13 protein-coding genes are annotated in these 14,308 nt (G+C 68.4%); 4 read left to right on the top strand and 9 right to left on the bottom strand.

Features of this window, described 5'->3' with window-relative positions:
* Positions 1-54 precede the first annotated feature (54 nt).
* The 6 genes from U2P90_RS15605 to U2P90_RS15580 form a co-directional block, all read right to left on the bottom strand.
* Positions 55-1,332 (bottom strand): MFS transporter, encoded by a 1,278-nt coding sequence (locus U2P90_RS15605; protein WP_322472844.1) that lies wholly within the window; start codon positions 1,330-1,332, stop codon positions 55-57.
* Positions 1,329-2,159, bottom strand: coding sequence for an RluA family pseudouridine synthase (locus tag U2P90_RS15600; protein WP_322472843.1), 831 nt, complete (start codon positions 2,157-2,159; stop codon positions 1,329-1,331). Before U2P90_RS15600 ends, U2P90_RS15605 begins: the two co-directional genes overlap by 4 nt.
* Before the next feature lie 64 nt (positions 2,160-2,223).
* On the bottom strand, positions 2,224-2,814 hold the full coding sequence (locus U2P90_RS15595) for an NADPH-dependent FMN reductase (RefSeq protein WP_295818176.1): 591 nt from the start codon (positions 2,812-2,814) through the stop codon (positions 2,224-2,226).
* Between the two features lie 171 nt (positions 2,815-2,985).
* A complete protein-coding gene (locus U2P90_RS15590) occupies positions 2,986-4,068 on the bottom strand; it encodes a M48 family metallopeptidase (RefSeq protein ID WP_322472842.1) in 1,083 nt (360 codons plus the stop codon).
* Positions 4,068-5,231, bottom strand: coding sequence for a YjgN family protein (locus U2P90_RS15585; protein WP_322472841.1), 1,164 nt, complete (start codon positions 5,229-5,231; stop codon positions 4,068-4,070). Before U2P90_RS15585 ends, U2P90_RS15590 begins: the two co-directional genes overlap by 1 nt.
* A gap of 174 nt (positions 5,232-5,405) precedes the next feature.
* Positions 5,406-5,681 carry a cold-shock protein gene (locus U2P90_RS15580; RefSeq protein WP_295815846.1) on the bottom strand — a complete coding sequence of 92 codons (276 nt, stop codon included), beginning with the start codon at positions 5,679-5,681 and terminating at the stop codon, positions 5,406-5,408.
* A gap of 335 nt (positions 5,682-6,016) precedes the next feature.
* On the opposite strand from U2P90_RS15580, the gene U2P90_RS15575 reads away from it, so the two are divergent.
* Together U2P90_RS15575 and U2P90_RS15570 are read left to right on the top strand one after the other, a co-directional pair.
* A complete protein-coding gene (locus tag U2P90_RS15575) occupies positions 6,017-6,577 on the top strand; it encodes a gamma carbonic anhydrase family protein (protein WP_322472840.1) in 561 nt (186 codons plus the stop codon).
* Positions 6,574-7,470, top strand: coding sequence for a hypothetical protein (locus U2P90_RS15570; protein WP_322472839.1), 897 nt, complete (start codon positions 6,574-6,576; stop codon positions 7,468-7,470). The genes U2P90_RS15575 and U2P90_RS15570 overlap by 4 nt, the downstream gene beginning before the upstream one ends.
* Before the next feature lie 9 nt (positions 7,471-7,479).
* Here U2P90_RS15570 and U2P90_RS15565 read toward each other — a convergent pair whose 3' ends face one another.
* Positions 7,480-8,379, bottom strand: a complete 900-nt coding sequence (locus tag U2P90_RS15565; RefSeq protein WP_322472838.1) for an SDR family oxidoreductase — start codon at positions 8,377-8,379, stop codon at positions 7,480-7,482.
* A 304-nt stretch (positions 8,380-8,683) separates the two neighbouring features.
* Here U2P90_RS15565 and U2P90_RS15560 point away from each other — a divergent pair, with 304 nt between their 5' ends.
* Positions 8,684-10,702 carry a vWA domain-containing protein gene (locus U2P90_RS15560; protein ID WP_322472837.1) on the top strand — a complete coding sequence of 673 codons (2,019 nt, stop codon included), beginning with the start codon at positions 8,684-8,686 and terminating at the stop codon, positions 10,700-10,702.
* Positions 10,703-10,711: 9 nt separating this feature from the next.
* Here U2P90_RS15560 and U2P90_RS15555 read toward each other — a convergent pair whose 3' ends face one another.
* Positions 10,712-11,062, bottom strand: a complete 351-nt coding sequence (locus U2P90_RS15555; RefSeq protein ID WP_322472836.1) for a DUF705 domain-containing protein — start codon at positions 11,060-11,062, stop codon at positions 10,712-10,714.
* Between the two features lie 57 nt (positions 11,063-11,119).
* Here U2P90_RS15555 and U2P90_RS15550 point away from each other — a divergent pair, with 57 nt between their 5' ends.
* Complete coding sequence (locus tag U2P90_RS15550; RefSeq protein ID WP_322472835.1) at positions 11,120-11,947, top strand: endonuclease domain-containing protein; 828 nt, start codon at positions 11,120-11,122, stop codon at positions 11,945-11,947.
* Between the two features lie 17 nt (positions 11,948-11,964).
* On the opposite strand, the gene recG is transcribed toward U2P90_RS15550, so the two are convergent.
* Complete coding sequence (gene recG, locus U2P90_RS15545) at positions 11,965-14,307, bottom strand: ATP-dependent DNA helicase RecG (protein WP_322472834.1); 2,343 nt, start codon at positions 14,305-14,307, stop codon at positions 11,965-11,967.
* Between the last annotated feature and the right edge of the window lies 1 nt (position 14,308).

The raw sequence follows: 14,308 nt of genomic DNA, 5'->3' as shown, positions 1-14,308 counted from the left end.
GAGCCGCACCGTCTGAACTTCCGGTCAAGGTTGAGTGAGCCTTCCAGCGGGTGCCTACGCCGGCTGCGCCGTGCGCCCGGTCACGCGCTCGGGCACGTTGCGCACCAGGATCACGCCCAGCGCGAAGAACACGGCCGCGATCCCGAACACCAGGGTGTAACCCAGGTTGGGGCTCTGCGCGTTGCCCCAGTCGAGCAGTGCCCCCTGCGGCCCTCCGATGAACTGCGGCGCGACGAAGGCCACGTGCCAGATCCCCATGTCCCGGGCGTAGCTGGCACTGCTGGGCATGGCGTCGCTGCCCAGCGCCCAGTCCACGGACGTGAAGGCCCCGTAGCCCAGGCCGAACACCACCGCCAGCCCCAGCGCCACCCCGAAGCCCGGCGCGGCGAGAAACAGCAGCGCGGTGACGGCCATGGTGGTGCCGGCCACGTAGATCACCGGCTTGCGGCCGACCCGGTCGCTGATCCGCCCGCCGACCAGCGCCGAGGCGATACTCGCCACGATGATCGCCGCAAGCATGTACAGGTTCGACGTGACCGGATCGTTCTGCTTCAGGACATCGCGGTTGTAGAACTGCAAGAAGGGCTGCACCGAGTACTGGCCCAGCGCAAACAGAGCCCGTGTGACGAACACCCACAGGAAGGGCCGGTACGCGAACAGCGCCTGCCACGACTGGGCCGGGGTAGAGGTGGCCGTGCTGGCCGGGGCCGGGTCGGCGCGGTCGGCCGCTCCCACCCCGCGCATGGTCACCACGGCCGGAATGACGAGCATCACGCCGACCAGCGCGAACAGCGCCGCGTCCGGGAGCTTCAGCAGGCTCACGACGAGTGCTCCGACCGCGCCCAGCAGCTGCCCGGCCGCCTGGAGCATGCCCATCGCGCCGGAATAGCGCCCGCGCTGCGCCGCCGGGACGAGCTGCGGGATCAGCGCGGAGTACGGCGCGGTCGCGTAGTTGTTCCCGAACTGCACCAGCAGGAAGCCCAGCACGTACACCCAGAACCCGCTCATGCCCGACAGGGTCGCCACCGCCACCGCCATGACCGCCAGCCCCACGAGGTTCACGCCCAGGCCCAGGCGCAGGTACGGCAGCCGCCGGCCCGTGCGGTCGCTGTGTGCCCCCACGATCGGCGGGATGATCAGCGCCATGGCCGCGCCGATCAGGGTGAGCAGGCCCACGTAGGTGCCCTTCCGCTCCTCGCCCACGAAGAGCAGGACGTTGGCCGGCACCAGCGACAGCAGGATCACCAGCCAGTGGAAGGCCGTGCCGAACCAGAACGCCGAGAGCGCCCAGGGGCTCACGGGAGCCCGCTCCAGTGCAGGTGAGGACGTCATGTGCGACGAGTATACGGGGCAGAGGTCATGGAGCCGTCCGCGGGGGTGGTGGCCTCCGGTGCCGTGACGCCGACCGGATCAAGCCGCTCCAGTCCGTCCCAGTAGGCCCGCAGATCCGCGCTCAGGGGCACTTCGGCCACGACCTGGGCACCGTCCCATGGAAACGCCAGACGGGCGGCGTGCAGGGCCTGCCGCGCCAGCCCCAGCCGCGCGGTCAGGTCAGGCGTCTGGCCGGTCACCATGAACTCCAGAAAGACGTCCGGGTCGCGGCCGTACAGCTTGTCCCCGACCATGGGCAGGCCGAGGTGGAACAGGTGGGCGCGGATCTGGTGCAGCCGCCCGGTGCGTGGGTAGGCCTCGACCAGGGCGTGCCCGGCGCGGCGTTCCAGCACGCGGAAGTCGGTGACCGCGGGCCGACCGTCAGGCACCACCGCCTGCCGGATCAGAACACGGTTCGCGCCGCCCAGCCCAAGGTCGCCCAGTGGGGCATCGACCGTGCGGCGCTCCCACTCCGGCGTGCCGTGGACGATCGCCACGTAGGTCTTGCCCACCAGATGCTGTTTGAACAGCGTGTAGAACCTGCGGGCGGCGTCCGTGTCGCGGCTCAGCACCTGGGCACCGCTGGTCTCGCGGTCGAGGCGGTGCGGCGGCGACAGCGCGTCCTCGCCGGTCTCGCGCTGCATGTACGTGATCACGTCCGGCACCTCGACCCGCGCGTGGACGGGGTGCGTGAGCCACAGAGCGGGTTTGTGCACCACGTAGAAGTCCGGGTGTTCCACGACCACACGGGGGAATTCGGTGGGCGGTGGGGGAGGGGTGACGGTCATACCGACCCTGATGGACTCGGTGCCGTGAACTCCGTGCGCCCGACCGGCGAGAGCGGGGCCACGATCAGATCTCCCATACGCTCCGGTAATCGCGGCCCTTCAGGCGGGCCGAGAGGTCGGTGGCGCGGTTCACGGTGCGTTCCAGTCGCCCGGCCAGCCACTCGCCCGGCACCTCCGGCGCGTCCCAGTGCGCCGAGGTCGCGTACACGAAATGCGGGTTCACCACGCAGCGGAAATCTACCATCAGCCCGAAGGCGAAGGCCCCGTGGCTGAGGTAGCCGTGATCCAGGCCGCCGGACACCAGAAAGGTCACGGGCTGGTCGAACCACGCCCCGTGCAGGCCGCGCAACTCGTCGCTGCTGCCGGTCAGTTCGACCAGTGCCCGTGCCCCCGAGCCCAGGCCCCAGTTGTACACGGGCACGCCCAGCAGCACGCCGTCGGCCTCCTGAACCGCTCGGTGGTACAGCCCCGCGTTCGGGTGCTCGTAACAGCCGCCCGGCCCCTGCACGTTGTCGAAGGGCGGCAGCGGGTCGCGGCGCAGATCGAGGAATGTGACCTCGTGCCCCTGCGCCGTGAGCTGCCGGGCGGCCAGGGCGCACATCCACGCGCTGCGGCTCTCGGGATCGAGGCTGGTGGCGATCACGGTGAACTTCATTCACGCCTCCGCTGAGCCTTGGACGAAGCCGACTGGTACAGCTGCACCGCAGAGCGGAGCGGGTCAGAGACAACACCGGATCGCGGCGATGGAAGGCCAGATCGGTGGGGTGTCCGATCTGGACTGGAATCAGAGCGGTTCGGTGTCACGTCACGCAGGGTAGCGCCGCTGTTACGGCTGCGCGTCCCGTTCGATGGCTTTCAGGTGCTCGATCCGCTGCGCGGTGCCCGGATGCGACCGCAGCAGGTCGAACACGCTGGGCTCGCCGTCTCCGTCCTCGCCGCCGCCGACCTCGCGCTCCAGCCGCGCCAGGATGTCCTGGAGGGGGCGGGTGGTGCGGTAGCGCTCCATCATGAAGCGGCCCGAGTCCTCGTCGGCCTGGGTCTCGGCGGCGCGGGAGTAGCCGCCGCGCAGCAGGGCGGCGGGCACGGCGGCGGCAAAGGTGCTGGCCGACACCAGATCTCCCGTGACGACCGTGGTGAGCGCGGCCAGCCCCAGCGCCTGGTAGACCCCGGCCAGCCCGTGCCGGTTCGTGACGTGCCCGGTCTCGTGTGCCAGGACGCCGATCAGTTCGCGGTCGCTTCTTGCCAGCGCGACCAGCTGATCGGTCATGACGACCGTGCCGCCCGGCAGCGCGAAGGCGTTCGGCCCCAGGCCACTGCCCGCGCCGTCCGGTTCGCCGTCGCGCAGGAGCAGCGTGTAGGCGTAGCCGCCGCCGGCCCACGCGGCCACGTCCCGGAAGGCCCGCTGGAGCTGCGCCTGCCGCGCCGCGCCGAGTCTGGAGGGGCCGACATAGTCACCCGAACTGAGCACCTTCAGGGTCTCGCGGTCGAAGGTGGTCAGGACGCTGCGCGGGGTGACGGCCGCCGCCTGCCGGCTCAGGGCCGGGATGCCGAAGGCCACGAAGGCCGCCACCGCCGCCACGGCGACGACCAGCGAGGCCAGCGCCGCGCCCCAGCGCCCTTCCAGCCAGCGCACACCCCCCAGCGCACGGTTGCGGCCCACCTGACGCTCCCACGCGCTGATCGCAGCGTCGTCCGGCGTCTCGTAGCGCCCACCGCCGGGAACGATCAGGGCACGCCGCACCCCGGGAATCGCCGGATCGACGCTGACCTCGGCCGCCCCCCACACCTGCGTGATGCCCAGCTCTGGCACGCTGAGGGTCACGCTGTCAGCGTCCAGCATCAGCGTGGCCGGGTGGTCGCGGCTGCTGCGGCCGTCGAAGTACACGCCGGAGGTGCTCCGTTCGGCCATCAGAAGCCCACCTGGATGTCCAGCAGTTCGGTGGCCGCCTCGCCCAGCGCGGACTGCGGCCCTGAGACCCCGGCCGCGAAGTCGTCCAGCGGCGCGATGGCCCGCACGTGGATGCCCTCCAGGATGTACCGCGTGCGGCGGATGGCGGCCCAGGGCGTGGCCAGTCCCAGCGTGAAGGCGACCGCCAGGGCGTTCGTCACGCCGATCCACACCAGCCGCCACGGCCGGAAGGTGGCGCGGGTGCGCACCACGCCGCCCAGCTCGGCGTGGTTGAGGACATACCCCATGATCGCTGCCCGCACGTACTGCCACAGCACCGTGTACAGCAGGATGAACGCCACATAGGCCACGATCACCCCGGTGATGACGGCCGCGCTGCCCAGGTCGTCTATGGAACCGGCATCCAGCGCAGACCGGCCCACCACGACAGCCATGACGGGAAGGGCCACCACGATGCCCAGCCCGATCCCCACGCCCACGGCGGTCACGGCGATGATGTAGAAGGGCGCCACGTCCCCCCGGAAGTGCCCACGGGCCGTGCCGTACTCCAGGTGGTCGAGCTGGTAGCGGCGCTGCATGAACCACGCCCACGGCAGCGCGAAGATCCCGCCGATGGCCCCCAGGATGTTCGCCGCGCCGTAGGCCACATAGGCGTCCCGGGTCGTGCCCTGGAAGCCGAAGCGCAGGCCCCGGTGCAGCGTGTTGGCCGCCCGGAAGCGCAGCGACTGGCGCACCATCCATGGGTACAGCACCACGTACAGCAGCAGCAGCGGAACGGCGATCCAGTAGTACTCGAACTGGGATGCCAGCGTATAGCCCAGGAACAGCACACCGACCAGCACATAGCCGCGCAGCAGCGCCAGGGGGTTGGCCCGGTACTCGAAGTTCTGCCGATCCACCCACGTGTGGCCATAGAAGTACTGCTGGGTCCGCACCCGTGCCCACGGCAGATAGATGCCCAGCGTCACGACGGTCAGGGCGAGATTCACGATCCAGATCCGGAAGTACTCGCCAGGCTGTCCCGTGAACGACACCGGATATTCCGTCACCGTGGCCGGAGCGGGCGCACTGGTCGGCTCCGGCACGGGCAGCAGGGCCGCGTGGCGACCATACGTGGACTCCGTGTGGTCGTCGGCGGGACGGGGAACCGGCAGATCGGTCATGCCTGCCATCGTATGGCGCGGCGGCGCGGCGTGGGGGGGCACGTGCCACGGCCCCCCCACGCGGGTGGGAACCGACGACAGGGGCGGGAACGCTGCCGTTCCCGCCCGACAATGGACTGTTTGGACTCGATGATTCAGTGCCCGGTGCAGCGTGCCTGCCCGGTCACGTCCGGCTCACCAGCGGCTGCCGCCGCCCCGGTTGCCGCCACCCATGCTGCTGCCGCCCATCGGGGCGGGCGCGGCGTTGGTCACGACCACGTTCTTGGCCTGGGGGCCCTTGTTGCCCTGACCGGCCTCCACCTCGAACTCGACCTCGTCGCCCTCGTTGAGCTTGCGGAAGCCGCCGCTCTGGATGGCGCTGTAATGCACGAAGACGTCAGGGTTGCCGGGGTGCTCAATGAACCCGTAGCCCTTCTCGACGTTGAACCACTTCACTCGACCTTGAGCCATAACTCTCCTTGCATCTGCAGGTCCGCTGCCCGGTTATCCGCCCTCTGGGCCGGAACCACAAGATGGCGCGTGACGTGAGACGCCCCCAGTATCGCATGAGCGTCCTGCGTGTTCCACCACATCTCGCGCGTCCTGGCCAGGGCCCACGGACACGCACTTCGCCGGCACAGGCAGCGCAGGTGCGCCCCCCCTGGCCGGGCGGTGCAGGCCGGGCCCGTCCTGCCCGCAGGGTGCGTGATAATCTGAACCGCAAGTTCACCCGCTGCGCACCGTACTGGACGCCTCCCGCCCGCCGGGGTTCCGGCTCCATACGGACACAGCCCCCGGAGGAAGGCATGCCGCGCTACGCCCTGGACGGGCACGTCCCCGAGATTCACCCCACCGCGTTCATCGCTCCGAGTGCCGACGTGATCGGTCAGGTGAGGGTCGAGGCGCAGGCCAGCGTGTGGTTCGGTGCCGTGCTGCGCGGTGATCTGGAGGCCATCACGGTCGGTGCCGGCAGCAATGTCCAGGACGGCGCCGTGCTGCACACGGATCTGGGCTGGCCATGCACGCTGCACGACCACGTGACGGTCGGGCACCGCGCCATCGTGCACGGCGCGATCTGCGGCCCTGGCAGCCTGGTCGGCATGGGCGCGGTGATGCTGAGCGGCAGCAGTCTGGGGGCCGGTGCGGTGCTGGGAGCCGGCGCGGTGCTGCCCGAGGGAGCGCATGTCCCGGACGGCATGCTGGCGGTGGGTGTGCCCGCCCGCGTGGTTCGGCCGGCACCCAGCACCGGCAACGCCATGCGCTATGTTCACAACGGGGAGCGGTTCCGGCACGGCCTGAGCGTGCTGGCTGGGCCGGACGCCACGCCAGCGCTGCACGACCGCGCCGGTCAGCTGGAGGGCGCATGAGTGATGACCTGCGTGCCGCATCCGCCGATGGCGATGTGGTGTTCCCGCACGACGCCCCTGAGGCAGAGAACGGCGTGACTGGCACGCCCGCCGAGCTGCAGCAGCTCGACGTGAACGAGGAACTGGCCGAACTGATCCCGGAGCTGAGCCCCATGTTCCACGGCGCGGCCCCGTTCCTGGCGCGGTTCCTGCCGCAGTCGCCGGCCACCCACACCGGCCTGAACCAGAACTTCTGCGACCTGCACGCGTTCCTGAAGTACCTGCACGAGCACTCGTGGTACGGCTATCTGCACGCCATCCTGGGTGACCAGAGCGCCTATGTCCTGCTCTACGAGGGCCGCACGGTCACGGCCGCTGCCGCGAGCGCCACGGGAGAGCAGGCGCTGGGCGAACTGCTGAACCTCTACGAGCAGGGCGCGTCCCTGAGCGCCCACCCGCTGCCGGCGCACTACGCGCACGTCCTGAGCGGCATCGGGTCACGGGCGTGGAAGTTCAACCTGACCGAGGACTTCACCGGCCTGCACGCCCGGCCGACCGGCGCGATCTTCTATGTGCGTGGCGAGATCGTGGCGACCATGCCCGCCACCCTGCCCTATGAGGGGGCCTTCCCCGCGCCGCTGCGCCCGCAGACGCTGATCCTGCCGCGCAGTCTGGCCGGGTGGGCGCACCACCACTACGCCCTGACCCTGCGGGGTCGGGACGCCCTGAATGCCATCACCGACGTGCATCAGGTCTTCCGCATGCAGCATGGCAGCGGCGGGCTGACCTTCCTCAGGGCACTGGGCGACAAGAACACGCCGGCCGAGTACGCGATGCGCTCGGACGTGGCCCTGCACGACCTGGAACCCATGATCCAGGACTTCCTGAAGACCGGCTGTATCAAGGAGGCGTGATCGCCGGGCTCATGCCCCGGTCACGCGGCGCACCTCGGCCAGCACCTCCGGCCACGTCCGGCCCGGCATGCCCGTCGCTCCGGCTGCCACCCTCGCTGTGCTGATGTCCCACAGGCGCAGGGCCGCGCCGTCGTCGAGCGCGTGCGGGGCCGGCCTGACCTCGCGCGATGTCACGAAATACCGCCCGCTGACCGCGACAGGATCAGCCGCCAGGTGGATCGTCGTCTGGGCGCCCTGCACCGGTGTCAGGGAGAAACGGTCGACGACGCGGTAGACCTGACTGAAGGTGCCGCCCTGATGCGACCCGAAGCCCGAGGCGACCAGACCCGGATGCAGCGTGTTGGCCTGGAGCCACGGTTCCCGCCGCGCCAGCTCCCGCGTGAACAGGATGTTCGCCAGCTTGCTCTGCGCATACGCCGGCCACCCGCGGTACCCGCGCCGGAACTCGGGATCGTCGAAGCGGATGCGGCCCATGGCGTGCGCCCCGGACGACACCGTCACCACCCGTGGCGCCGCGCCCCGCCGCAGCAGCGGCAGCAGCTCGTGCGTGAGCAGGAAGGGTGACAGGTGGTTCAGGGCCCAGGTCATCTCGATGCCCTCGCGGGTCTCGCGGCGCGCGTTGAACAGCGCCCCGGCATTGTTGACCAGCACGTCCAGCTGCCCGTGGCGGGCCGTGATCTCGGCCGCGGCGCGGCGCACCTGGCTCAGCTCCGAGAGGTCGGCGATCACCGTGTCTGCCGCGCCGATGGTACTGGCGACGTGCGCGGTTCTGTCCGGGTTGCGGCCCACGATGGTCACGCGGGCTCCCCGCTGGACGAGTTCCCGCGCCGTCTCCAGGCCGATCCCGTTCGTCGCGCCGGTCACGAGCACGATCCGGCCATCCATCCGTCCACCCCGCGCTGCGGTCATGCGCCCAGCATAGCGGCGGCGCATGCCACCGGTGCAGCGCCGCACAAGGAAGGGCCGGATCGACTGGACTCCGGCCCCCCGCGCGACGGACTTCACCCGGCCCGTTGCTGTGTTGTGCGCTGATGGGGGTAGCGTAGCCCACGCCCTCTGACATGCGTGTCACAGCGCCCTGGCGGATCGGCCCCCCGTGTGGGGGAAGGCGGTGCGTCACAATGGAGGGCAGAGGGTCAGGGGCCGCCGGGGGGCGTGCCCGGTTCCTCCCTGGGGCGTCGGGGCGGCCAGCAGCTCCGGGGACGGGAAGACCATGAACACGCACACGCCGATGGTGGCCTCCGTGGCCCGCCGGATGGGCCGCGCCGCCGCGCTGGCCGCCGTGCTGGGCAGCGCGGCGCACGCCCAGACCACGCCCAGTCACGTCGAACTCATTCTGGATGCCTCGGGCAGCATGTTCACGCGATTGCCGGACGGCCAGACCCGGATCGCGGGGGCCCAGGCGGTGCTGACCGACCTGATCGGGCGGCTGCCCGCCGATCCGAACCTGAACGTGGGCCTGCGCGTGTACGGTGCCCGCACCATCGCCTCCGAGCCCGGCGCGTGCGAGGATAGCGCCCTGACGCTGCCCATGCAGGGCATCGACCGGCAGGCGCTGCTCCAGACTGTGAACACCACGCGCCCGAGGGGGGCCACGCCCATCGCGTACTCGCTGACCCAGGCGGCGAACGACTTTCCCACCGGGACGGGGAAGAAACTGATCGTGCTCGTCACCGACGGCCAGGAATCGTGCCGGGGCGACCTGAAGGCGGCGCTGGCGGCGTTCAAGACCAGGGGCATCGACGTCGATCTGCGGATCGTCGGGATTGACCTTGACGCCCGTGCCCAGCAGTCCTTCGCGGGCGTGGGCACCTTCGTGAATGCCCGCAGCGTGCCGGAACTCGCCAGCGCGCTGGGCAGCGCCGTGCAGACCGTGGCCGCGCCCGCCCAGACGACCGTGCCCGTGACTGTCACCCTGACGAGTGGCGGGCAGCCCGTCACCAGCGGCCCCACGGTGACCTTTACCGGCAGCGCGGGCGGTGTGGGCACGCCGCTGAACAACACGGGCGGCACCTACGGGGCCAGCGTCCTGCCGGGGGCCTACACCGCTACCGTAAAGACCGCCACCGACACGCAGAGTTTCGGCGGCCTGAGCGTCAGCATCGGCGCGGCCAATACCTTCACCTTCGACGTCACGCCGGTCAGTGGCGTCCAGCTGAGCGTCACGCCGACCCCGCCCGTCGCGGGGGGCAGTGTCCGGGTCGCGTACCGCGGCGCTCCCGCCGGCGCGAAGAACTGGGTGACCATCGCCCGCAAGAGCGATCCCGACCGCGCCTACCTCGACTACGTCTATGTCCAGACGCCCAGCGGCGACGTGACCCTGGCCGTCCCCGACGACGAAAGCGAGTACGAGGCCCGCTACCACCTCGCCAACCCGGACGGCAGCACCCGCGTCATCGGCCGCAGCGCCCCGTTCACACCGAAACGCGCTGCGGTCAGCGTCACCGCGCCGAAGACCGCCGCCGCAGGCAGCCGGATTCAGGTCGGCTGGCAGGGGCCGAACAACGTCGGGGACTACGTGACCATCGTGCCCAAGGGTGCGGCCGATGGCGTGTATACCGACTATTTCTACACCAGGGACGCCAACCCCGGTACCCTGACCGCGCCCGTCCAGGCCGGTGACTACGAGGTGCGCTACAACAACGAGCGCTCGGGCCGGGTGCTCGCCACCGCGCCGCTGGCCCTGAGCGCCAACACCTACGCCGTCCAGGGGCCGGACACGGCCGTCGCCGGCAGCGAGATCACCGTGTCGTGGACTGGCCCCGGCAACCCGCGCGACTACGTCACCATCGTGAAACAGGGCGCGCCTGTCGGGTCGTACCTGACCTACTTCTACACCCGCGACGGCAATCCGGGCCGCCTGAAGACGCCCGTGGCACCCGGCCAGTACGAACTGCGCTACTCCACCGAGGCCACCAGCCCCAACCCCACGCTGGCAAGTCGGCCCATCACCCTGACCGGGGCCACCTACAGCCTCCAGGCCCCGCGCGAGGGCAGGGCGGGCGAGAGCATCCAGATCCGCTGGACGGGCCCCGGACATCCCGACGAGTACGTGACCATCGTGCCGAAGGGCGCTCCGGTCGGCACCTACACCGTGTACTTCTACACCAGAGGCGGCAACCCCGGCACCCTGAAACTTCCTGCCACGCCCGGCGAGTACGAGATCCGCTACTCCACCGAGGCCGCCAGCCCCAACCCGACGCTGTTCAGCGTGCCGATCACGGTGAAGTAGGCGTTGGGCTCACTCCAGGCGGCCGCGCGACAGGGCCGCCCGGTATGTTTCGACCGACCCGCCCGCGCACGCCAGCGGATACACCTGCACCAGCCTTCGCCATGTGCCCACTGGCTGATCGTCGAGCATGACCTGTGGTTTGGGGAGGAACGCCGTGAACAGTTCCTCCAGCCCGACCTCACGCGCACTGTCCCGCGCATACGCGGCCCCGCCGGAACTCCAGCAGTACAGTTCCGCACCCTGCGCCGCCAGCTCGCGCACATGCTGGATTGCCCCCGGAATGGGAATCCGCGCCCGGCCCGCGTTGCGTACCAGCGTCTCGTCCACATCCACGTACACGACGAGTGGAAGAGGGGACATTCGAGCCGAGCCGGTTTTGAGTCGTCAATGTTCCCAGCGGATGTGTATGATCGTTCTGTGGACGAAAATCTTACATTTTCATACATCGAAGAGTCCTTTTTAAACGCTGCACGTCCTAAAATTAGATCACTTCAATGGCAGGTTTGGGTGGACTGGAAGTACCGAGTCGACTTCTATATCCCGGAGAGGCGATTAATTGTTGAACTGGATGGGCACGATTACCATTCAAGTAAAGAGCAGAGGGAATATGACGCGAAGAGGGACAGATACTTATCGAAAAAGGGGTTCAGAGTTATAAGATTTACCGGTAGAGAAGTAAATAGGGATGTCAATAAGTGTGTTCAGGATACAATCGAAATCGCAGATAGTCTGCCTCGCGTTGAATCACAAATATCCGCCGATCGTGATATGAACAATCCCAATCCTGATACTTATCAAAATTTCTCAGGTTACTGTTCGTATATGCAGATGATTATCAACGTAATTTTTAAAAAATATGGGATTGGAAACCACCCAGATGCTTTTATCAGATTAAAAATAGATGGATACGATCCACTTTCAATCGGAGTGATAGATAAGAATCTGATATATATAGCGTATTCTTTTAATCTTAATGGCGATAGGGCAGTCGATCCAGAAATCATTCTATATAGATATTTTGATACTAATACGAACCGTTTTGAGCTAATCCCGTTCTCGTTTGAGAGTTTTACAGGATTTTTTATGGAACTTGCTCGACTAGATGATATCGGGCGAGTGGAAATAATTGATCAAATGGAATATATGTCAACAGCAAACTATATTGAGGGGATGGCTAGAAGAATAGAAAATGCTGGTTTCTTAAATGCGCGAGTTGAAGACTTTTCAATGGGTATTACCGAATAAATTCTTTTATAGCGAACTCAGATCACCTCCCGGAACGCCACGCTCTGGCTCCGGTTCTGCAGTTCGCTCCGCAGGTACTGCAACCTGGGGTGCTCCAGCTTCGGGTCGTGCGCCAGGATGTGCTTCGCCAGTTCCCGCGCCTGTTCGATGATCACGGTGTCGTTGGCGAGGTCGGCCAGCCGCAGGTCGGGGATGCCGCTCTGGCGGGTGCCGCGGATCTCGCCGGGGCCGCGCAGCTTCAGGTCGGCCTCGGCGATGACGAAGCCGTCGGTGCTTCCCTCGATGATCTTCAATCTCTTGCGGGTCTTCTGGGAGTGCTCGCCCGCGATCAGGACGCAGTAGCTCTTGGCACTGCCACGCCCGACGCGGCCCCGGAGCTGGTGCAGCTGCGCCAGGCCGAAGCGCTCGGCGTTCTCGATGACCATGACCGACGCATTGGGGACGTCCACCCCGACCTCGATGACGGTGGTGGACACGAGGATGTCGAAATCCCGCGCCCGGAAGCGTTCCATCACGTAGTCCTTCTCGGCAGCCGACATCTTGCCGTGCAGCAGGTCGATGCGCGCCTCGGGGAGGATGGCCTTGAGGTCGTCGGCCAGCTGCGTGGCGGCGAGGAGTTCCAGCGTGTCGGACTCCTCGATCAGGGCGGTGACCACGAACGCCTGCCGGCCCTCGCGGATCTGGCCCATGACGAAGCCGTAGGCCTGCGCGCGGAAGTTGTCCTGAATCAGCTTGGTCTCGATCGGCGTGCGGCCCGGCGGCAGCTCGTCGATGATGGACAGTTCCAGGTCGCCATACGCGGTGAGCGCCAGCGAGCGGGGAATCGGCGTGGCGGACATGACCAGCACGTCCGGCCGCCCGCTCAGCAGTTTGCGCCGCTGCTGCACGCCGAAGCGGTGTTCCTCGTCCACGACGGCGAGGCCCAGGTTGTCGAAGCGCACGTTCTCCTGAATGAGGGCCTGTGTGCCGACCACGACGTCCACGCTGCCCTCGGCAATGCGCGTCTGCATCTCCAGCTTGGCCTTAGGGGTCATCGCGCCCATCAGCAGGCCCACGCGCACGTCGAGCTGCCCCAGGTACCCGACGAGGTTCGCGTAGTGCTGCCGCGCGAGGATCTCTGTGGGGGCCATGAGCGCGCCCTGGTACCCGTCGCGCACCGCGAGGTACAGGGCGCACGCGGCCACGGCGGTCTTGCCGCTCCCCACGTCGCCCTGCACGAGCCGCGCCATCTGCCGGTCGCTGCGCATGTCGTCGGTGATCTCCAGCAGCACGCGGCGCTGCGCGTTCGTGAAGCGGAACGGCAGCGCGCCCTCGAAGGTGTGGATGTCGTCGCTCTTCGCGTTGAAGCGCTTGCCCTCCAGCACGGCGTCCTCGCCCTGGAGGAGCATGCGCAGTTCCAGGAACAGGTACTCGTCGAAGCGCAGGCGAGCGCCGGCCCTCGACAGGTGCGCCTCGTCGTGCGGGAAGTGCATGCCCCACAGCGCGTCGCCCAGGTCGGTCAGGGCGTACTGCCGCCGCCAGTGCGCGGGCAGGTAGTCGTCCAGCGGCACGGTCTCCAGCGCGCGGTGCGCGGCACGGCGCAGGAACTCCTGCGAGATGCCGTCCTTGCTGTCGTACACGCCCACGATCCGCCCGGTGCTCAGGCTGTCCTGCGCGGCGTCCACGGTCTCCAGGTGCTCCACACCCAGCTGCACGCTGCGCCCGAACTTCTTCACGCGGCCGGTCAGCACCAGCCGGGCTCCCTCGCGCAGCTGCTTTTCGACCCACGGCTGGTTGAACCACGTGGCCTTCACGCGCCCGCCGGACGGCGTCTCCAGCGTCACGTCAATGACGAGCATGCCCGGGCGCGGGCTGCGGCGGGACTTGGCGACCACGCGGCCCTCCACCGTGACCTTCTGGCCCTCCTCGACTTCGGCCAGATCCGGCAGCGCGCGGCGATCCTCGTGGCGGTGGGGGTAGGCGTGGAGCACGTCGCGCAGCAGGTGCAGGCCCAGCGACTGGAGCTTGCGGGCACCGCCCGGGCCGGTGTTCAGGCGCTCCACCGGCGCGTCCGGCGGCAATCTCTCGCCGGGAGCCGCGACGGGCGTGGCCACCTTCGCCGCCGTCTTCGCGGGCACTTTCACCGCGGCCTGCTCGTCCACCAGCAGCGCCAGGGCCGCCCGGATCGCTGCCTCGCGCGCCCCGGCGTCCCATTCGCCGTAGCCGCGCAGCGTCTCGCGCACCTTCGGGAAGGGATTGCCCAGCGGGGAGGCCAGCAGCTTCTCCACGCCGCCCGCCACCACGCGGTTCTGGCAGCCGGACGCCAGCTCGGCGCTCAGTGGACGCCGCAGCTTCTCCCGGAGTTCTGCCACCGTCGCCATG

Origin of the sequence: Deinococcus sp. AB2017081 (genome assembly GCF_034440735.1) — a bacterium.
Lineage (GTDB): Bacteria > Deinococcota > Deinococci > Deinococcales > Deinococcaceae > Deinococcus > Deinococcus rufus.
Note: the sequence above shows the minus strand (reverse complement) of the source record. Positions and strands in the feature narration are given on the sequence as shown.

Bases quoted from the DNA above. Each gene is read 5' to 3' on its own strand.
- U2P90_RS15605 (WP_322472844.1), bottom strand. From the start codon at position 1,332: ATGACGTCCTCACCTGCACTGGAGCGGGCTCCCGTGAGCCCCTGGGCG.
- U2P90_RS15600 (WP_322472843.1), bottom strand. From the start codon at position 2,159: ATGACCGTCACCCCTCCCCCACCGCCCACCGAATTCCCCCGTGTGGTC.
- U2P90_RS15595 (WP_295818176.1), bottom strand. From the start codon at position 2,814: ATGAAGTTCACCGTGATCGCCACCAGCCTCGATCCCGAGAGCCGCAGC.
- U2P90_RS15590 (WP_322472842.1), bottom strand. From the start codon at position 4,068: ATGGCCGAACGGAGCACCTCCGGCGTGTACTTCGACGGCCGCAGCAGC.
- U2P90_RS15585 (WP_322472841.1), bottom strand. From the start codon at position 5,231: ATGACCGATCTGCCGGTTCCCCGTCCCGCCGACGACCACACGGAGTCC.
- U2P90_RS15580 (WP_295815846.1), bottom strand. From the start codon at position 5,681: ATGGCTCAAGGTCGAGTGAAGTGGTTCAACGTCGAGAAGGGCTACGGG.
- U2P90_RS15575 (WP_322472840.1), top strand. From the start codon at position 6,017: ATGCCGCGCTACGCCCTGGACGGGCACGTCCCCGAGATTCACCCCACC.
- U2P90_RS15570 (WP_322472839.1), top strand. From the start codon at position 6,574: ATGAGTGATGACCTGCGTGCCGCATCCGCCGATGGCGATGTGGTGTTC.
- U2P90_RS15565 (WP_322472838.1), bottom strand. From the start codon at position 8,379: ATGACCGCAGCGCGGGGTGGACGGATGGATGGCCGGATCGTGCTCGTG.
- U2P90_RS15560 (WP_322472837.1), top strand. From the start codon at position 8,684: ATGAACACGCACACGCCGATGGTGGCCTCCGTGGCCCGCCGGATGGGC.
- U2P90_RS15555 (WP_322472836.1), bottom strand. From the start codon at position 11,062: ATGTCCCCTCTTCCACTCGTCGTGTACGTGGATGTGGACGAGACGCTG.
- recG (WP_322472834.1), bottom strand. From the start codon at position 14,307: ATGGCGACGGTGGCAGAACTCCGGGAGAAGCTGCGGCGTCCACTGAGC.